Origin of the sequence: Desulfoscipio gibsoniae DSM 7213, assembly GCF_000233715.2 — a bacterium.
GTDB classification, from domain to species: Bacteria; Bacillota; Desulfotomaculia; order Desulfotomaculales; family Desulfallaceae; genus Sporotomaculum; species Sporotomaculum gibsoniae.
On the sequence record NC_021184.1, the window covers coordinates 3310010 to 3330324 of the forward strand.

Annotated in this window: 19 protein-coding genes; all 19 read right to left on the bottom strand. The window is 49.2% G+C overall.

Going from position 1 to position 20315, the window contains the following annotated elements; genetic code table 11:
• Nucleotides 1-73: 73 nt before the first annotated feature.
• The 19 genes from proB to radC all read right to left on the bottom strand — a co-directional run bounded on the left by proB (nucleotide 74) and on the right by radC (nucleotide 20312).
• Nucleotides 74-1189: a glutamate 5-kinase gene (gene proB, locus DESGI_RS15620; RefSeq protein ID WP_006523293.1), complete on the bottom strand. Its 1116-nt coding sequence runs from the start codon at nucleotides 1187-1189 to the stop codon at nucleotides 74-76.
• A 15-nt stretch (nucleotides 1190-1204) separates the two neighbouring features.
• The gene (gene obgE / locus DESGI_RS15625; RefSeq protein WP_006523294.1) at nucleotides 1205-2470 is read right to left on the bottom strand and encodes a GTPase ObgE; all 1266 of its coding nucleotides are present in this window, start codon (nucleotides 2468-2470) and stop codon (nucleotides 1205-1207) included.
• 122 nt (nucleotides 2471-2592) lie between these two features.
• Nucleotides 2593-3090, bottom strand: coding sequence for a Spo0B domain-containing protein (locus DESGI_RS15630; protein ID WP_006523295.1), 498 nt, complete (start codon nucleotides 3088-3090; stop codon nucleotides 2593-2595).
• 366 nt (nucleotides 3091-3456) lie between these two features.
• Nucleotides 3457-3726 carry a 50S ribosomal protein L27 gene (rpmA, locus tag DESGI_RS15635; protein WP_006523296.1) on the bottom strand — a complete coding sequence of 90 codons (270 nt, stop codon included), beginning with the start codon at nucleotides 3724-3726 and terminating at the stop codon, nucleotides 3457-3459.
• 18 nt (nucleotides 3727-3744) lie between these two features.
• Nucleotides 3745-4056, bottom strand: a complete 312-nt coding sequence (gene rplU / locus DESGI_RS15640; protein ID WP_006523297.1) for a 50S ribosomal protein L21 — start codon at nucleotides 4054-4056, stop codon at nucleotides 3745-3747.
• Nucleotides 4057-4317: 261 nt separating this feature from the next.
• On the bottom strand, nucleotides 4318-6012 hold the full coding sequence (locus DESGI_RS15645; protein ID WP_006523298.1) for an Rne/Rng family ribonuclease: 1695 nt from the start codon (nucleotides 6010-6012) through the stop codon (nucleotides 4318-4320).
• A gap of 102 nt (nucleotides 6013-6114) precedes the next feature.
• The gene (locus DESGI_RS15650) at nucleotides 6115-6771 is read right to left on the bottom strand and encodes a TIGR03936 family radical SAM-associated protein (protein WP_006523299.1); all 657 of its coding nucleotides are present in this window, start codon (nucleotides 6769-6771) and stop codon (nucleotides 6115-6117) included.
• Nucleotides 6743-8623, bottom strand: coding sequence for a TIGR03960 family B12-binding radical SAM protein (locus tag DESGI_RS15655; protein WP_006523300.1), 1881 nt, complete (start codon nucleotides 8621-8623; stop codon nucleotides 6743-6745). The genes DESGI_RS15650 and DESGI_RS15655 overlap by 29 nt, the downstream gene beginning before the upstream one ends.
• Nucleotides 8624-8873: 250 nt before the next feature.
• A complete protein-coding gene (locus tag DESGI_RS15660; RefSeq protein ID WP_006523301.1) occupies nucleotides 8874-9749 on the bottom strand; it encodes a M50 family metallopeptidase in 876 nt (291 codons plus the stop codon).
• 14 nt (nucleotides 9750-9763) lie between these two features.
• A complete protein-coding gene (locus DESGI_RS23235; protein WP_006523302.1) occupies nucleotides 9764-10765 on the bottom strand; it encodes a M23 family metallopeptidase in 1002 nt (333 codons plus the stop codon).
• Between the two features lie 143 nt (nucleotides 10766-10908).
• On the bottom strand, nucleotides 10909-12102 hold the full coding sequence (gene rodA / locus DESGI_RS15670) for a rod shape-determining protein RodA (protein WP_006523303.1): 1194 nt from the start codon (nucleotides 12100-12102) through the stop codon (nucleotides 10909-10911).
• Between the two features lie 198 nt (nucleotides 12103-12300).
• A complete protein-coding gene (minE, locus tag DESGI_RS15675) occupies nucleotides 12301-12582 on the bottom strand; it encodes a cell division topological specificity factor MinE (RefSeq protein WP_006523304.1) in 282 nt (93 codons plus the stop codon).
• A gap of 21 nt (nucleotides 12583-12603) precedes the next feature.
• The gene (gene minD, locus DESGI_RS15680; protein ID WP_006523305.1) at nucleotides 12604-13398 is read right to left on the bottom strand and encodes a septum site-determining protein MinD; all 795 of its coding nucleotides are present in this window, start codon (nucleotides 13396-13398) and stop codon (nucleotides 12604-12606) included.
• 43 nt (nucleotides 13399-13441) lie between these two features.
• Entirely contained in the window at nucleotides 13442-13867 is a 426-nt protein-coding gene (minC, locus tag DESGI_RS15685; protein ID WP_006523306.1) for a septum site-determining protein MinC, read from the bottom strand.
• 417 nt (nucleotides 13868-14284) lie between these two features.
• Nucleotides 14285-17101: a penicillin-binding protein 2 gene (locus tag DESGI_RS23240; protein ID WP_006523307.1), complete on the bottom strand. Its 2817-nt coding sequence runs from the start codon at nucleotides 17099-17101 to the stop codon at nucleotides 14285-14287.
• Nucleotides 17102-17127: 26 nt separating this feature from the next.
• Nucleotides 17128-17637 carry a rod shape-determining protein MreD gene (gene mreD / locus DESGI_RS15695; protein ID WP_006523308.1) on the bottom strand — a complete coding sequence of 170 codons (510 nt, stop codon included), beginning with the start codon at nucleotides 17635-17637 and terminating at the stop codon, nucleotides 17128-17130.
• A gap of 18 nt (nucleotides 17638-17655) precedes the next feature.
• Nucleotides 17656-18498, bottom strand: a complete 843-nt coding sequence (mreC, locus tag DESGI_RS15700; protein WP_006523309.1) for a rod shape-determining protein MreC — start codon at nucleotides 18496-18498, stop codon at nucleotides 17656-17658.
• 61 nt (nucleotides 18499-18559) lie between these two features.
• Nucleotides 18560-19591, bottom strand: a complete 1032-nt coding sequence (locus tag DESGI_RS15705) for a rod shape-determining protein (RefSeq protein ID WP_006523310.1) — start codon at nucleotides 19589-19591, stop codon at nucleotides 18560-18562.
• 25 nt (nucleotides 19592-19616) lie between these two features.
• Nucleotides 19617-20312 (bottom strand): RadC family protein, encoded by a 696-nt coding sequence (radC, locus tag DESGI_RS15710; RefSeq protein WP_006523311.1) that lies wholly within the window; start codon nucleotides 20310-20312, stop codon nucleotides 19617-19619.
• Nucleotides 20313-20315 lie beyond the last annotated feature (3 nt).

Genomic DNA, 20315 nt, shown 5'->3' on the forward strand with positions numbered 1-20315 from the left:
CAGTGTTATCTTTTGTATCATAAATCAGCCCTCCGGGCTTATTTCCATATGTTTAACCGTCCGGCTTGGTTCTTCACTCCAGCGCCAGGTTGTCCCGGTGGATGATTTCGTCATAGTCCTTGTACCCCAGCACCAGGGCTATTTCGCCGGTTTGCTTGCCTTTGATCTGTTTTATTTCCGCAGCAGCATAGTTTACTATCCCCCGTGCGATTTCCCTACCGTCCGGGGCGATAACACTTACCGTATTGCCCATTTCAAATTCACCATCAACATCGATAACGCCCGAGGGCAGCAGGCTTTTGCCATTTTCCCGGAGCGCCGTAACCGCCCCCTCATCTATGTATATCTTGCCGCAAACAGTGGCGCTGAAGGCAATCCATCTTTTTTTATTAACCAGTTTAACTGAAGGCCAAAAGACAGTGCCCAACGGCTCACCGGCCACCAACCGCCTAATCACATCAGGTTCAGAAGCGCGAGCTATTATGGTTACCATTCCAGAGTGCATGGCAATGCGGGCAGCCTGAATTTTAGTAGCCATGCCACCTGTTCCTACTGCTGAGCCCACACCGCCGGCCAGAGCTTCTATTTCATCGCTGATCTCGTGTATTTCCGGGATTATCCGGGCTCCAGGCGTACCAGGCTTGTCACTGTATAACCCTTCTATATCCGAAAGTAGTATTAAAATATCTGCATCCACCAGGGCGGCAACCATAGCCGCCAGGTTGTCGTTATCGCCAAGTTTGATTTCATCCACCGCGACGGTGTCGTTTTCATTAATCACCGGTATAATATGCATGTTCAGCATAGTTTGCAGAGTATTGCGTGCATTTAAAAAGCGCCGGCGGTCAGCAAAGTCCTCCCTGGTCAGCAGCACCTGTCCCACTACCAGCCCGTATTCGGCAAATATTTTTTCGTACATGTGCAGCAGTAAACCTTGTCCCACCGCAGCCGCGGCTTGTTTTTCGGGAATGGTGCGGGGCCGCTGCGTAAAGCCGAGTTTCCCCATACCGGCCCCCACCGCTCCGGAAGTAACCAGTAACACATCCAGACCACGGTTATGCAGGTCGGATAATTGCCGGACCAGCGCCTCAAATTGGCCAATATTCAGCTTGCCGGTGTTATAAGTGAGTGAGCTGGAACCAACCTTTACCACCATCCGCTGCATCCGCTCGTAATTTCTCTTTTCCAATATTTCCACTCCGCTTTATTCTACAAATTCAAAGGTCAAATCTTTAATACGAACGGTATCCCCGTTTTTAGCACCATAATCCCGCAGAGCCTTTTCCAGGCCCATCACTTGCATAATACGCTGCAGGCGGTCAACGGCGGCCTCGTTATCAAGGTCGGTCATAGCCACGTGTTTTTCTATTTCCCGGCCTGTAACCACCAGTTCATCGTCCTCCCGGTGGATATTAAACTGGGGCTCGGCGCGATGTACCGTTTCTAAGGATTCTACCGGCCACAGTTCTGGAACGGGTAATTCCTTGAGTAAATCATACACCCGGTGCATTAATTCCATTGTGCCCGCCCCGTTCACCGCCGAAATGGGGAATATTTCATACCCACCTGACAATTCACTTTTAATGTGGGCCAGGTTTTCTTCACTACCCGGCAAATCCATTTTATTTACCGCCACCAACTGGGGCCGCTTTGCCAGTGCTTCGTTATAAAGGGCTAATTCCCGGTTAATAACGCGGAAATCATCCAGCGGGTCGCGCCCCTCGGTTCCGGCACCATCCAGTACATGCACCAGCAGTTTGGTTCTTTCCACATGGCGCAAAAAATAATGGCCCAGCCCGGCCCCGCCGTGGGCCCCTTCTATCAGGCCAGGTATATCGGCCATGACAAAACTTTCTCCTTCCCCAAGACTAACTACTCCTAAATTGGGCGTCAGCGTAGTAAAAGGATAATCGGCTATTTTTGGCCGAGCCGCGGATACACGGGCAATCAGTGTGGATTTACCGGCATTGGGATAGCCCAACAGCCCCACATCGGCCAGAAGTTTCAATTCCAGAATAAGCTGGCGCTCCTCACCGGGCTCGCCTTTTTCCGCCATGGCAGGTGCTTTATTTTGCGGGCCGGCAAACCGGGCATTACCTCTGCCGCCGCGCCCGCCCCGGGCCACCACCACTTCCTGACCGTTAGTGGTGATGTCCCCCAGTATTTGTTGGCTGTTCTCTTCCCGGATCACCGTACCCAGGGGCACCCGAATGACCAAATCTTCGGCCCAGCGGCCATGCATGCCCTTTCCCCGTCCGTGCTGGCCACGGCCGGCTTTGTAATGACGCTGGTAGCGAAAATCCACCAGGGTGCGCAGTCCCTCATCGCCGCGTAGAATAACATTACCGCCCCTGCCGCCGTCACCACCCCAGGGACCGCCTTCTGGGACATACTTTTCACGCCGGAAGGCGACACAGCCATTACCGCCATCGCCCCCCTTAACATAGATCTTAGCCCTGTCATAAAACATATTGGTTCACCTGTGCTTTAAATTTAGGGACACCCTGCCTATACAGTAATGTCTCTTACATATTATACACATTAAAGCCTGGCTTCAATAATAATCTATCTGTAATTATAATTTATCATTATTTAGTTAGTTATATAAAGTTTAAGCCTGACCCCGTTATCCACAGCCCGCTGGGCGCTTTCCTCCACCCTGGTGGGGTAAGCATAGGGTGCAGCACTGAAGCTAATCTGCCATGAATAACTGACTTCGGTGCCCATGATGCCAATTGATATTTTGCGAGCTGCAACCTCAGGTGGGGCAAGGTAATCTATAATGTTGTTCAATAGTTCCTCCAGCAAAGAGGCTAGTTCTTCACCGGGCACCGTGCAATCCTTTAGATTAGCCTGTACATCAAAAGCCATCTCTATCTGATAGCTCACAGCCCGGTTATAAGCCATCAGCAATACCGCGGCCACCTCGGGAACCTGAAGGTGCACAACTTTACTTAAACTCACAATATCACGGGACACAGTACGTATATATTCCCTGGCCTCGGTTTCCCTGTTTAATTGCAACAGCCCGGAAATAATCTGCAAGTGGTTTAGGAAATCGTGCCTTTGCACCGAGAGCAGTTCCAGCATTTTTGCGGTATCCAGGTAAAACCTCTCCCCTCTTCACCTGGCCTGATCAAAGGCCGGCTTATACGACAGATACTTAGCATTATACCATAAAATAATATTATTGCTCTAAATTATGGTAATATTCGACGTCATGGATATTTTTCCTGCCAGAGCATAAATTGTATATGGGTTTTTCATTTTGGTCCAGAAACGAAAGAAACGACTAAAATTGTTCCAAGTATATCCCAGAGATCATAGAGTATACTCAGGGCACCATAAAAAAAACAGCCTCTCTTTTAAGGCTGTTTTTTCACCTATTCCGTTTTGTGTTGCAACTGTATACTGTCAAGATTAAAAGATTGATTTATTTAATCCAGATTAGTTATATTATACGGCTGTTTCTTCGACTTCTTTGATGTTGACTACCTTTTTATCTTTACCCCTGGTTTGGAAGGATACAACACCATCCACTTTGGCAAACAAAGTATCGTCTCCGCCACGCCCCACGTTAATACCGGGATGTATCCGAGTGCCCCGCTGGCGAACCAGTATGCTGCCCGCAGTAACAAATTGACCATCGCCCCGTTTAACGCCAAGCATCTTGGGATTGGAATCGCGGCCGTTACGTGAACTACCTACACCTTTCTTATGTGCCAATTCAATTCACCTCCGTAGCTAGGCTAATATTTGTTCCACCACAACCCTGGTAAAGGGCTGGCGGTGACCTTTTTTACGCCTGTAATTTTTCTTGGGTTTATATTTGAAAACAATTATTTTCCTATCTTTACCATGCTTTTCCACTTTAAGCACTACCTTGGCACCTTCCACCACGGGTGTGCCAACCCGCAGCTGACCGTCTTTTTCCACAGCCAGTACTTTGTCTACCTCATAAGTCTGCCCGGCTTCAGCAGGCAGTTTTTCAATGAACAGGGTATCTCCTTCGCTAACGCGGTACTGTTTACCGCCTGTTTCAATAATGGCGTACATACTTTTCCCCCTTAAATTCAGGACTCGCCGGAAGCGGGTAAGGTTTACAGCCTTGCAGCTCAATCTAATAATATAAGGTGTCCTTTTTAAAAATTAGACTTTTAACCTGTTTTAAACCCTTTCCGAGCGGTATTTTTTAATGGCCTACAATAAGTTATTTTATCACATCGCTAACCTTTGTCAAGCTTAGCTACCCACGGTTCCACAAATACGGTAGAAAATATCCTTATCGCCCTAATCTCTCTTTTCACAATAAACGCTTTAACCCTTGATCAATTTGGCACGGGCATAGGTGCGAAACACTCTGTTTATTTCCACAACCACCACCTCGCCAACCATCGCCCCGCCACCCTCAATATCCAGTATAAATCCATTGATCCGTGCAATACCATCATTGATGTTACTAACATGGGGTTCCTCCACCCGCACCTCCAGCACCTGACCTGGCTTGACCGGCAGTGTGTTGGCCTGGATGTCGTCCTGGTCATAGATAGGGCGCATGGTGACCGACTCAATATGCTGTTCCGCAGAGCCCCTGATATAAAGGTTTTTGCCTGTGCGGTCCTCCAAATCCCTTAGATTGGCACCCCCGCTGCCAATGAGCCGGGCCGCTACCAGCGGGTTGGCCTCTACTAAAATAGTATCCGCCCCGGTTTGTTTGGCCATCTGGTAGATTTGCTGTTTAATGTTGATTCCCACTGTTTCTTCTGATAGCACCTTGCCCCGCCCATCACAGTATGGACAGGCCTTTTGCAACACTTCAGCCAAGCTGGGCCGCACTTTTTTTCTGGTTATTTCCACCAGGCCCAGCTGGGTAATCCCTAATATATTGATTTTGGTTTTATCTTTATGGATTTCCTCTTCAAGTACATCAAGCACCTGCCGCCGGTGTTCTTCCTGATTCATATCAATAAAGTCCACAATAATAATACCGCCGATATTGCGCAGCCGGAGCTGGCGGGCTATTTCCAATGCAGCGTCCAAATTGGTTTTCAGGACCGTATCCTCAAGGTTGGTACTGCCCACGTATTTGCCTGTATTGACATCTATGGCAGTCAGGGCCTCGGCCTGATCGATGACAATATATCCGCCGCACTTGAGCCAAACCGTGCGTTTAAGGGCCTTTTCAATTTCTAAATCCACATTATTTTCCTCAAATAGGTTGTTCCTTTCATCCAAAAAAACTTTAACCTTCAAGCTTGGGCCCAAGATATCCAACAAATCCAGTATCTTTTCATATTCATAACGGGAGTCTATAATCAACCGGTCAACATCCTCGGTAAAAATATCCCTTAATATACGCTGCACCAGTTCAAGGTCCCGGTGGAGCAGATTGGGTACCGGTCCGTGGTTGGAACGGTTAACAATTTTGCGCCATAAATTGGTTAACATATTGATATCCAGGAGCAGCTCTTCCTCATCAACCCCATCAGCCACAGTGCGCACAATTACGCCCATGCCATCGGGTTTTATCCGGGCAGCCATTTCCCTGAGGCGGTCCCTTTCCTTATCATCCTCAATGCGTCTGGAAATACCAATGTAATCCACGGTGGGCATAAGTACCAGGTAGCGTCCGGGCAACGTTATATGAGTGGTTACCCGGGCCCCTTTGGTACCAATAGGCTCCTTAACAATTTGTACAATTACTTCCTGGCCTTGTTTTAAAATATCGCATATATTAGTGCCTAATGCTGAATTACCCTGGCCTTGACCGGTATCGGGGGTACGGGCGGGTATGGCATCTTCCACATACAAAAAGGCATTCTTTTCTAAACCAATATCCACAAAGGATGCCTGCATGCCGGGAAGCACATTTTCCACCTGGCCCTTGAATATATTACCCACCAGCCGCTGATTTGGCGAGCGTTCAATGAACATCTCCACCAACACCTTGTTTTCCAGCACAGCCACCCTGGTTTCCTCTTCACCTACATTAATAATTATCTCTTTAAACATTATCTTTCTTCACCATCTTTTCTTTCCGTTAACACACCATAACATAGCCGGTGGCATCCAACCCAACGCTATAAGATGCGGGGGATTCCAGGTAAGCGCAGGTTAAAACAACTCCGTTCGAATAATTTGCAGATCTGCTTTATTCACTGTTATGCCGGTATACCGGAAAAATTCCACAATCACATCTTCAGGACGTACATTCATGATGCTTCCCGTTTTCAAGGCCAACCGTATGGTTAAACCGTTCACCTGGGAAAGCACGTCAAACTTTAGTATACCGGGTCGAATATTCCGTATTTTTTTCTTGCCGTCTTTGCTCTTGCGGGTAACCTCTACCTGCCCCCGGGCCAGGAACCTCTGCACAGCCTCTTCGGGAAGCGGCCCGGGCAGGTCATCATCATCAAGGTGGACTATATAACCGGCACCGGTTAACGCTGCCATGGGTGCCGGGGCATTATCCGGCACGTCTGTTACCTCCAACACCACTAGCCCCGGGGGTAGAGCACCATTTAATCGTTCAGCCAGTTCCCGGTGATCTACGGACTCCTTCATATCCACTTCCAGCACCTCGGCCAGCCCCTCGACGCCCACGGGCAGCGGGGCTGCAAAACTAAACCGGGGATGCGGATTAAACCCCTCGGAAAAGGCAATGGGCAAACCAGCCCGGCGAAAGGCCCGCTCCAGCGTGCGAACCAGGTCCAGGTGGGAGATATAGCAGGCCGGTCCCCTTTTACTGTACTGTATCCGATAACGGGGCAACAGTTTCACCCCCTGCCAGGTACGGTTTTGTTTCCAGGGTGGGGCACAGGCCGCACCCCGGGCACCGCCCGCCACGGCAATCTGGGGTAATTGCCCCCTCCAGCGAGCGGCGGTGTTCCCGCACTAAATATTTTTTACTTACCCCGGCACCAATGTGATCCCAGGGCAGTGTATCATCATAATGGTACCGGCGGTAGGCGTACCAATCAGGATCAATACCATCACTTGCAAAAGCCTCTAGCCATCTTCTTAAATCAAAAAACTCGGACCAACCGTCAAAGCGGGCACCATTGCGCCAGGCCTTCTCAATGGCACCGGCCAGACGCCTGTCGCCGCGAGAGAGCACGGCTTCCAGAAAACTACCCTCCGGGTCGTGCCATTTAAAAACCAGTCCTTTGCTGCGCAACAGATCACGTAACAATAACTGCTTGCGTTTTAACTCAGCTATGGAATTTTGTGGTTCCCATTGAAATGCTGTATGTGATTTGGGTACAAATGAGGACACACTGACGGTCACTTTAAGCCGCCCTTTGGCTCTAACCAGGGTACGTCCTTTATCCAGTACCCGCCGGGCCAGATTGGCGATCCCCCGCAAATCATCATCGGTTTCAGTGGGCAGGCCAATCATAAAATAAAGTTTAATGGACTGCCAGCCCGCAAAGAAAGCTGCTTCGACAGCCTCCATCAGGTTATCCTCGGTTACCCCCTTATTAATCACATCCCGCAGGCGCTGGGTACCAGCCTCGGGGGCAAAGGTCAAGCTGGACCGACGAACTTTTTGCACTTCCTTGGCCAGGTCCACAGAAAAGGCATCTACTCTTAATGACGGCAACGATACATTGACACCGGCAGCTCCATGCCTTTTTATAAGCTCACTGATCAGCGGTGCAACCCGGGAATAGTCCGAAGTGCTCAGCGAGGTCAGTGATATTTCCCCCCATCCGGTGGAACCCAGTAGATCACCGGCATGGCGCAGCAATGTTTCCGGTTCCTTCTCCCGAACCGGACGGTAAATTACACCAGCCTGGCAAAAACGGCAGCCCCGGGTACAACCCCGCTGTACCTCCAGCATAGCCCGGTCATGCACCGATTCAATGGCTGGTACCACCATACGGGTGGGGAAAAAGGCTGCGTCCATATCTGTAACTATTCTTTTTTGAACCAGAGCAGGCACCCTATCGCCAACCGGAGTTACTGTTTTTATTGATCCATTATCATTATACTCCACCCGGTATAGCGCCGGCACGTAAATTCCGTCGAAACCGGCCAGCCGCAGCAGCAAGTCATGCCGGCCCTCGCCGCTTCGCCGCGAGGCAAGATAAGCATCCAACAGGTCACCCAGCACCTCTTCACCCTCACCGATAACAAACACATCAATAAAATCCGCTATGGGTTCGGAGTTAAAGGCACATGGACCACCGGCCACCACGAGGGGATAATTACCCCCGGCCCGGTCCGCCGACCGCAGGGGAATACCGGCCAAATCCAATATATTCAGTATATTGGTAAAGCTTAATTCGTACTGTAGTGTAAAGCCAATAATATCAAAATCCCGCAACGGTCTGCGGGATTCCAGGCTAAACAACGGCAGACCCGTGCTGCGTAGTTGTTCCTCCATATCCGGCCAGGGCGCAAACACCCTTTCCATCAAAGCATCCTCACGGTCGTTGACCATGCCGTATAATATCTGCAGTCCAAGGTGACTCATGCCCACCTCGTACACATCGGGAAAAGCAAAGACCATCTTAACGTATGTGCTCCGCCAATCTTTATACACGGCGTTCCATTCGCCACCTGAGTACCGGCCGGGCTTTTGCACCCGCCTCAGTATTTTCTCCAACTGCTTCTCCATATAATAACAGTCCTCCAGATCATTAGTCCCACTAATAAAACATAAACATGAGAATATATACCAGTAATGATATATTAAATATACCACAAAATGTAGCCCAATTGAAATTATCCATAAGCCACTAAAACTTTTTCATTGCCAATGCTGGCTATACTTCACCAAAACCTATCTTTTATATTACCCATATAAACAAAATTTTACATCTTGTTACAAATATAATTGCGGACCATACTCATTAAGGCCATGACCATTATTTCTCAATTAGCTCACCAACCGGTACATTAGCACCCCGGTGCAATAGTGTATCAATAACCCTGGTTTCGGTAACGGTTCCCTTATACTGCCAGTGCCTGTCCAGCACTGTCATCAGGTGATAACAGCGGGGCATAAAAAAGCGAATTAATTGACCCAGGGGAACGTTCTCCGTTACCACCAGTTGTTTTGCGGACAGCACCCCTTCCCGGAATAGTTCTTGCTGTTTGCGCATCAGCAGCTGCATCAATAGGTAAGGTGCCGCACTGCGCTCCCTGGTGGCTGCGTAAAAAAGAAAGAAAGCAGTAACCGGAATATCCAGCCCACAGGCCCCCCACCATATCCCCAGGACACCAAAAACAGCAATCAGCACCCCAAAAATCTGTCCCAGTAAAGCAACCCGGTAGGTAGCCGGCGTGATACCAATCCGGGCAGCCAAATAGGAGCGGTATACCCGGCCGCCGTCCAGCGGTAAAGCGGGCAGCATATTAAAAAAGGCCATTAAAAGATTGCACTGCAAAAAAAACGGACCCAGGTCAGCATGCCAGAGCCCGTAATTTTTCAATGCCACGCCCAGAGCAAACATCGCCAGGTTGCTGGCGGGGCCGGCCAGGGCAGTATATGTTTCCCGCAATGGATCAACTTGCAACTCGGTGCCCGCCCGGGCCACTCCGCCAAAGGGCAGCAATTCCACTTCATTGGAGGAAATACCCAGGCGATTGGCCATTAGCGCATGGGCCATTTCATGCACTAACACTACACCAAAGGCCACCAGCCCCCGGTCCAGCACCCCGGCTACAAAATATAAAGCCAGTAGGCCCAGAAAAAAGGGGTTTAAATAGATATTAACCCCCAATACACGTCCCAGTCGCATACCGGCACCCTCCATTATTCACCGTTAATAGATAAACGATCAAGCGGGTCAACCAGTTTTCCGTTTTCCCGCAATTCAAAATGCAGCCCTCCGCCCTGTACATCACCGTTTTCACCAATCAGGGCAATTTCCTGACCTGCCTGCACATCCTGGCCTTCCACCACAGCTATGTCAGCTACACAGCCATACAGTGTGTACGTGCCATGACCATGATTAATTAATATATATGGCCCCAGTTCCTTATCCTCGCCTATTCTTTCCACCCGGCCCGCCAGGGCGGCGACGACGCTGGCACCCGGCGGTGCGCTGATATCAATACCGGCGTGGTATCTTTCCATGTCGTCCACCGAAGATTTGGTCCACCCAAACTGTCCCACCACTTTACCGGAAACCGGCAAAGACAGTTCCTCATTAGCAAGCCCGTCACCCGCCACAGGCTGAGCGTCAATTCCCGTGCCCGGCCCGTGAATAACCGGGTTGTCCCAGTTAACCAGTTGGGCAGCCAGTTGTATTGATTTATCCAGCACTGGCCGGACGTCCCACTCCGCCGTAAGTAAATGCTTTAAATTCTCACGGGCCTGCTCGGTCGCGGGATGTGGGTAATGGCGTACCGCCATCAGGACCACCAATATAACCAGTACGGCGGAAATCCTAAAAAGCCCGCTCCGCCTGCTAGGTCGCTTGTATGAAGGTGCCACTGGCTGCCTGCCTTTTACGGACTGGTAATAATCGGCCCATTCATCAAACCCGTTTTTTTTACGCCCGCTCAGGCGAGATAACCTGTCCCATTTCAATGTCTTTCCCCCCTCAACCATTTCGCTGCCAAGGTCAATGCCAGCTGGTTTACCATATGTATATTTGCTGTAGTGGACAAATATGACAAGCTTATAACCGATATTTTCCACCCGGGCCAGCACTTCTACACCTTCCAAGCCCGAATTTACACCCACTGAGCCATACCAGTTGAAATCCTTATTAACCACCCGGCGCACGCTGTTATTTTTGCTTATTTCCATCCTCCGAAAAAAATTTACATTCTTTCCAAGTTATATTTTGTCCAAAAGCACTATTAGATACGCCCGGGCAATAAAAAGACAGGCCGTTTGACACATCAAGCAGCCTGTCCTGGTTTTAGTATACGAACATTGTTCATGCTTAATTAAAAAATATTTTTTTGCCGGCGCATATGAATATTTAGCAACACCCCAATGGCAATCATATTAGTTATCATACTGCTGCCCCCATAACTGAACAATGGCAGGGGCAATCCTGTAACGGGCATAATGGCAACAGCCATACCCACATTAACCAGTATCTGAAAAGTTATCATACTTACTATACCCACTGCCATCAGGGTACCGAACATGTCTTTGGATTCATTTGCAATCCGCACACCACGGTACAGAAAAACACCAAACAGCAGCAAAAACAATGTTGCTCCTAAAAAGCCGGTTTCCTCCGCCAGCACGGAAAAAATAAAGTCGGTATGCCTGATAGGTAAAAACTCCAAAAAACTCTGGGTACCCAACAGTAGCCCCTTGCCCCAAAAGCCGCTGGAACCAATGGCAATTTGGGATTGGATAACATGATACCCCGCCCCTTGTATATCTGACCAGGGGTCAAGAAAGATAATCAGCCTATTAAGCTGGTATTCATGCAGGGGTATCCAGGTGCCAAACTTTAAATGTGACCAAACCAACCCCACCACCCCGGCCAAACCGGCACCGAATAAGCCGGTAATCATAAGGGGTTTTGAGCTTGCTGTAAACAGCATACCAAATAATATTGCCACAAATACCAGCGATGTACCCAGGTCAGGCTGTATCAATATGAGCAGCAACGGCACTCCCACAAAAATAAAGCAAGGTACTATTTCCTTAATTGTACGGAGCTGCCCCTCCCTCCTGGCTAAAAAATCAGCCAGAGTGACAATAATAATTAACTTGGCAAACTCTGAAGGCTGAAAACCAAAGGGACCAATATCAATCCAACGCTGTGCTCCCATTTCGGTATGCCCCAGTACCAGCACCGCCCCAAGCATCAGTAAATTTACAATATACAGGTGTTTGGTATAGCGGCGCCAATCATCATAAGGTATATATACAGTAGCCGCGGCGGCTGCAATCCCCAGTATTATCGAGAAAAACTGTTTAATCACATACTCTTTTTTCATCCATAGCAGACGTTGAACTATATTGGCTTCTTGCAGTTTATCTATGTCCAAACCCAGTCGCATCCACCACCCGTAATCAGTACTGGCGCTACCGATCATAACCAAGCTGAAAACAAGTATAGCCCCGGTTACCCCTACCAAGGTAAAATCCAAGTTTTTAAAAAACCTTTTATTAACCAACTTTATATCACCGCCTTGCTTAAAAACTACGGGTTTTATTATATAACAGGCGATGGCTTAAAAAAAGCCGGTAAAATAAAACTATCGGATTTTAAGATTTAAAATTCTATATACTACTTGAGTAGAGCCGAACATGTACATAACATCCTTAGCCAGCGATCCCCGGGCCAATTAACCGGTCCGGGGATCGCTGGCATTTTAGGCAGTTTCAGTTTGCATGGTTCTCTTCATTTTTTTCACCGGTATATTAGCCACCAGCGCCACCTGACTTTCGTTACTGTCCAGCGATACCTCCAGCGCATTCTCATCAATTTCCATATAATTAGAAATTACTTGAATCAACTCAATCCTCAACGTCTGTAATAGTTCCGGTGAAACACCTGCACGATCGTGTACAAGTACCAAGCGCAATCTTTCTTTAGCCACATTTCTGCTGGAATGGTTTTCACGGCCGAAGATTCGGTTAATAAACTCCAGCACTGCGCTTTCCCCCCTTTCCTTTTACTTCAGTCCGATCATCCGCCGCAACTTGCTAAAAAAGCCGCTTTCATCATCAAGGTTCATCATCGGCACCTCTTCACCCCGGATCCGGCGAACGATATTGCGATAGGCCTGCCCAGACCTGGATGAATCATTCATTACCACCATTTCACCACGGTTGGTGCTTACCACCACCTGCTCGTCCTCCGGCACTACGCCAATCAAGTCCACAGCCAATATTTCAATAATATCGTCGATGCTCATCATATCTCCGTGCTTGACCATTTGGTAGCGCATCCGGTTAACCACCAGTTTGGGCTCCCGCAAATCCTCCTTTTCCAACAAACCAATAATGCGGTCGGCATCCCTGACCGCTGACACCTCGGGAGTGGTAACTACTATGGCCTGATTGGCGCCGGCAATGGCGTTGCGAAATCCCTGTTCAATACCGGCAGGACAGTCAACAATAACGTAATCAAAATCGCCCTTGATTTCTTCAGTAAGCGCCCGCATCTGATCAGGGTTAACCGCTGTTTTATCCTTGGTTTGCGCAGCGGGCAGCAAAAACAAATTCTCAAAACGCTTATCCTTAATCAGTGCTTTCCGGAAGGAACAATTGCCGCCGGTAACATCCACCAGATCATAAACAATGCGATTCTCCAGACCCATAACCACATCCAGATTGCGCAGTCCGATATCAGCATCAATCAAACAAACCCTGTTACCCAAAGAGGCCAGACCGGCACCTAGATTAGCACTGGTGGTAGTTTTACCTACGCCTCCCTTTCCTGAAGTAATGACTATTACTTCTCCCATAAAAAATACTTCCTCCCTTTTGTGCTTTTACATTAAGTTGACTTCATGTTTGGCGTTCCGGGCCAGCTGAGAAGGTTTCAATCACCACGGTACCGTCTTTAATCCTTGCTATCTCAGGTACAATGGGGCCACCATCATCCCCATCCGGGGCACGAGTGATGTGATTGGCTATCCTTAACTGGGTGGGACGCATGCGAAAAGCATAAACCGCGGCTTTTTCATTGCCGCCGGCACCAGCGTGCACCACTCCGCGCAAATATCCCATTACTACTACATTACCGGTAGCCACCACCTCACCACCGGGATTAATATCACCAACAATTACAACATTACCATCAAAATATATCGATTGGCCGGAACGCAGGGTGCGTTGGACCAGAACTGTATTGTCGTCCATCATCTCCTCGGGCTCTCCCCCTTTAACGGGGAACTGCACCAGATTCCCGCCAGTCCAATCCGGAGCCACCACTTTACGCCTCCCCGCAAAAACCAGTATTTTTCACGCATAATAAAAATTAATGACAATTATTATTTCTACACTGCATAACCAAATCCTGCTAAAAAAACAAAAAACCATAAATTAACATAAGTAATTTCAAAAACTTCACTCCACTGTCCAGGAATAATAAAAGCCCCCGCCACCATGTAAATGATATAACGAGGGCGTTTACCTGAAATTATATTGGTGAATAACTAATTATTTATTAAGCACGCAGCGCCAAGAATAATTTACAGCGATTTACAGCCAATACTAGGGCTGCGCCTCAGGCATTTCCTCCGCTCCCTGCACCGTCTGGGGTACAGCAGGCTCTGCCTGGGGCGGTTGCGGTTCGAGCGGAGTTGATTCAGGCGCCGACGCAGGTGGCAATGTCCCAGCCGGCGGCGGTTAGGTCTCATCCTGCGGCGGCGGTTGTTGTTCTACCGGCGGCGGCTGGGTCTCATCCTGCGGCGGCGGTTGTTGTTCTACCGGCGGCGGCTGGGTCTCATCCTGTGGCGGCGGTTGTTGTTCTACCGGCGGCGGCTGGGTCTCATCCTGCGGCGGCGGTTGTTGTTCCACCTGCGGAGTGGTTGCCGCCGGTGGTGGTTGGGATACGGACTGCGGGGATGTTGTTTGGGACGGCTGGTTTGATACTGCAGGCCGGGACTGTGCCGATACCGGAGCCCGTTGTGCCTCATTCTGCCCTCTTTGGGATTGTTCATCCCCTTGTACCGCTGCACTATCATCTGGTTGCTGCTCCCAGCCCGGCCAGCTTAAGGCAGGCAGCGCATCCCAGCCCTCAGGCATTCCACCGGCATTGACCAGCTGATATCCCAACACATCGCTTACAGCTTGATCATGCCCGGCTGCTTGTTCCTGTCCAGCTTCGTTTTTATCTGTCTCAGGGTCAGCAAAATAGGCATCTAAAATTTCCCGGGCAATGGGACCGGCAAAGCCGCTGCCGGAATTACCATACTCAAGCACTACGGCCACGGCAATCTCGGGTTTTTCATAAGGCGCATAGGCCACAAACAAGGCATGGTTGCCTATTTTATTGCCATCGGCATCCAGAACCTCCGCAGTACCGGTTTTCGCCGCCGCATCAAGCCCGAAGACTGCTGATGCCGTACCATTGGGAGGCGTTGCCACCATGTGCATGCCTTCCCGGATAATCTGCAAATTTTCCGGGGACACATTTACTTTACGATTAACCTCGGGTTTGAAATCCTCAATAACTTTACCGTCTGGGGAAACTATTCTCTCAACCATGTAGGGCCGGTACAGGGTGCCATTGTTGGCTATGGCAGCCACGTAAGCAGCCAGCTGCATAATCGTGTAGGTATTATCCCCCTGCCCAATGGACATGTTCACGGTTTCGTATTGCTGCCAGTTTAGCTTCCATTCATATTTTTTTAATTGTTTATTCAGTTCTTCGTCTCTTAATTTTTGCAGTTGTTGTTTGCGAGATTCACTTGTAGCTTTTTCAATTTGTTCGTTTAGTTTACGTACTTGAGCAAAATCATCATAACCCGCAATTAACATACTCTTAACCAACTCATACTTCCATTCGGGGGTGGGCACCAGTCCGCTCATTTCGCCCGGCAGTTTAATACCGGTTTTTTCACCCAGCCCAAATTCCCGGGCCATACTGGCGATAGCATCCACACCTGCCATACGCCCATATTGGTAAAAGTAGGTATCACAAGACACCTCAAGTGCTTTGCGCATGTCCACCATACCGTGACCGTCCAGCTTCCAGTCCCGGAAAATACCCTGTCCCAGCCTGTAATAACCCGGGTCGGGCATTTTATGTTCGGGGTCCACAATTTCATTCTCCAGTATGGCTGCCGCTGTAACCATCTTAAAAGTGGATCCGGGTGGGTAAATGGCTGATATGGTTCTATTAAGCAGTGCGCCGGAATCCTGCAGCTGCTGCCACTGGGCGCTGGATAAACCTTCGGTGAATACCCCCGGATTATATGTGGGATAACTGGCCATGGCCCGAACCGCCCCGCTGCGCACATCCATAACTACCGCCGCACCTGCTTTTGACCGGCTGTAACCCGCACTTTGGGCCCGGGCCACCCCATCTGCCAGTGCCTTCTCCGCAGCCATTTGCAAATCGAGATCAACCGTCAGCACCAGGTCGTTCCCCGGTACTGGTTGTTTTAAGCCTAAATCCCGCACCGGTCGACTGCTGGCATCCACTTCCATCTGTCTGGCGCCGTGTTCCCCCCGCAGGTATGACTCATACATTAGTTCCAGGCCGTTTTGCCCGTAAAGATCATTCATAAAGTAGCCTTTGTCTTTATGTTCCTCGTACTGCTCCTTTTTAATATTCTGCACATAGCCCAGTGCATGGGATAGCAAACCCTGGTAAGGATAGTCCCGCACCGGTTGGATATCCACCACCACCCCGGGCATTTCCATCTGCCTTTCCCGCAGTGTCACCACTGTTTGTACTGGAACATTCTCGGCCACCAGCACGGGCTCGTATGGCCTGTAATATTTTTTCTCCCTGATGGCTGCCCGCACATTCGATTCCACTTGATATACGGTTTTTTCTTCAAAAACAGCTTCCTTATGCAGCATAGCTACGAGTTCACTTAGCATATCGGTTTTTTCTTCCAGCCTGACCCCAAAAGATACCAGGTTCTGCTGACGTAAGGTCGCCACTGTGGAAGGATTATAGGCCACGGCAATTTCCAACGCCTCACCATTTTCTAATTTAACTTTATTGCTGCTGACCCGATCTTTGATGATTTCCTCAATGGCTTCCTTTTTGGCTGTATAGGTAGCTTCATCAGTATCCCGGACAACATCCTTGTCAAATTGTTCCGGCGTCTTGCCGCTTATTTGCTGAAAATATTGCACCGATTCCTCATCCCCGGCCAGTATCCAGGAAAGTTGATCAGCCATACGTACCGTTTCCGGACCAATGCGGTCCAGGTATAAATGGTAGGTGGTTCCCTCCAGGCTTAAATCATTTATGGACACTGTATAAATAGGTTTATTGGTGACAATTTTCTCACCATTACGATCGAAAATTTCACCCCGCGGGGCAAAAACCGGTACTATACGAATATAATTGTTTCGCGCCAGGGTGCGGTATTGCTCGGTCTGAACCAATTGCATAAAGGACAGCTTGGCCAGTAATATGAGCAGCACTAAAAAAATGGCACCCATTAAATATTTCATTTTATATTCAATTAGTTTTCTTTTCATAAACGCTGCCCTTTCTAAAGGTTTGATCAAGGACTAAAATATTCACCTCTACCAGGGGGGGCGCCCTGGATGAAACGATAATAATAACTGTAAAAAACCAGTACTATCAGCGCGTTGTAGAAAGACATCGGGATAATAATATGCACCAGTGCCGTTAGCAGAGGTACTGATACATTAATCAACAACAGCAATAAATAAAAGGCCAACTGAGCCCCCAGAGTGCACACCCAGGTTAACCCGGCAGCAATAACACGGTTTTCTCGAAATAGCCTTCCCTCTCCCAAACCGGCCAAATAGCCGGCAAACATATTGGTTAGAGCGTTTAAACCAAAATATCCCCCACTAACCAAATCCTGTAATATACCAGCTAAAAAACCCAAAAAAGCCCCCTCCCGGGTACCCCGGAGGAAGCCATTAAGAATGACCAGTATCAATATAAGATCGGGTTTGATCCCTAAAATAACAATATAATTAAGTGCCGTGGCTTGAAATATTAATAACACCAGCACTAAAAGCAAAAAGAACAGCGGTTGCATTATATTCACCTCCGGAAACTAGGTGGCCGAATCGGGATTGGTTGAAGTAACCACCAGAACCTCCTCCAACCGATTAAAATCCACAAAAGTCTCCAACACTGCCATTTTAAAAAGGCCTGACTCTTCCCTGCGGGTTTCCCGCACGGTACCCACAGGAATACCCTTCGGAAAGACACTGCCAAATCCGGAGGTAACGATCCGGTTTCCCTTTTTTGGTGCCAGGTCGGAAGGTATATGCATCATATTTACAACACCACGCCCGCCAGACACCCCCTCGACAATACCGGGGGCACGATTTTCCTGAACCAAACAGCCCACGCCACTGCGCGGATCGGTAATGAGCAGCACCTCGGCAGTATGGTCAGATACATTGGTTACCCGGCCAACCAGACCGGCCGGAGTGATTACAGCCATATCCCGCCGGATGCCGCTGGCAGAACCCTTATTAATAATAGCACTGCCAAACCAGTTATCAGCTGCACGACCAATTACTTCAGCTGCTTCCGTGTTCATCTGGTCCGCCAGGCTGGTTTTAAATTCCAGCTGCTCTTTGAGGCGGATATTCTCCGACCGAATTTCGTTGTAACTTGATAGTTTTCCCTGCAACTCCACCACTTGCTGCTCAAGCTGCCGGTTATGCTCAGAAACCTTGTACAGCCGCGCGGGAAAGGTAACAACATCACTAATCTTGCCGCCCACCACCGTAACCAACCGCTGTACCGGTGACAGTACATCCCGGGTAGTGGACTCAAAGGGAGTCAGTTCATCCGTATCATCCGCGGAAAAATGCAGACCCACCATTATTACAACCACCAATACACCCAATAATAAAAGGGTTTTTCCAGCTGATAGACGGGACACATGACACACACCTTATAATCATATTATAGACCAATTTTTCTTTAATCGTAAAATGCATTTATCAAGCCAATTTTTTGGGCTGGATTATTACTTTGCGCAATATATGAATATTCTCCAGTACCCGCCCGGTACCATAAGCGACAGCCAGCAGCGGGTCATCAGCCAAATGCACAGGCATACCGGTTTGCTCACTGACCAGTCGATCCAGACCTCGCAGCAAAGAACCGCCGCCGGCCATCACTATTCCCCGGTCCATGATATCCGCCGATAGCTCAGGCGGGGTCAGTTCCAGGGTGCTTTTGATGGCATCCAATATACTGGCAACAGGTTCAGAAAGAGCTTTGTATATTTCCTCAGAAGTAATTTCAATTGTTTTGGGTAACCCACTGACCAGGTCACGCCCCCGCACCTCATAGGTTTCCACCGCATCAAGAGGGTAAGCGGTACCAATTTCAATTTTAATATCTTCAGCGGTACGCTCTCCAATCATTAAGTTATAGGTTTTTTTGACGTGTTGAATAATGGATTCATCCATCTCATCACCGGCTTTACGCACAGAACGACTGGTAACAATACCCCCCAGGGAGATAACCGCTACCTCGGTGGTACCACCGCCAATATCAACTATCATATTGCCCGTAGGCTCATGTACCGGCAGTCCCGCCCCGATGGAGGCCGCCATGGGCTCTTCAATTAGGTAGGCTTCCCTGGCCCCGGCCTGCAGCGCAGCTTCCCGTACCGCACGCTCTTCCACAGCGGTAACTCCGGATGGCACTGAAACCACTACCCGGGGTCTGATTAAAAAAGTGCGCCCGCGCAACGCTTTACTGATAAAGTATTTGATCATGCTCTGGGTAACGTCAAAATCGGCAATTACGCCATCCTTCATGGGACGAATAGCTATAATATTACCGGGGGTACGGCCAATCATTTGCTTGGCTTCCTCACCCACCGCCAGCACATGACCGTTATCGCGCTGAATAGCCACCACCGACGGCTCCCGTAGAACAATTCCTTTGCCTTTAACGTAAACCAGGGAATTTGCCGTCCCCAGGTCAATACCCATATCTTTAGAAAAAATGCCTAATCGCATTATCAGGCCCCTCTCTCGCATTGTTTCATATTAGGCCCTTGGCCTTAAAACTGGTAAACTTATTATCCCCAATTACTAAGTGATCTAAGACTTGAATACCGATAATATTGCCCGCTTCAATTAACCGGCTGGTCACCTCTATATCCTGCCGGCTGGGCGTGGGATCACCGCTGGGGTGGTTATGCACCAGTATCACCCCGGCGGCACTGCGCCTTATTGCCGCTTTAAACAGCTCCCGCGGGTGGATGGCTGAGGAATTCAATGTTCCGATGGAGATAGTTTCCCGGGCCAGCACCTGGTTTTTGGTGTTTAGCAGTAAAGCACAAAAGTGTTCTCTGTCCAGGTGGCGCATTTCTTCCATCACCAATGCGGCAGCGTTTTCCGGAGATTTTATACAGGGCTTGTCCCAGGTGGTAGCCATGGCAACCCGCCTCCCCAGCTCCAACGCAGCCCTGATCTGGGCCACCTTGGCCGGTCCCACACCCTTAAAAGCGCTCAGTTCCTCAGCTGAAGCGTCCAGTAACTGCTTAATACCGCCAAAATGGCCGAGCAGAGCCGTGGCCAGTTCCACAGCGCTGGTGGCGGCATGGCCGGTACGCAGCATTATGGCCATCAACTCAATGTCTGATAATGCCTCCGGCCCTTCCCGCAACAGCCTTTCCCTGGGTCGCAAAGCCAAGGGCATATCCTTGATGGCAACACGATAAACCGGAGATTCCAACGC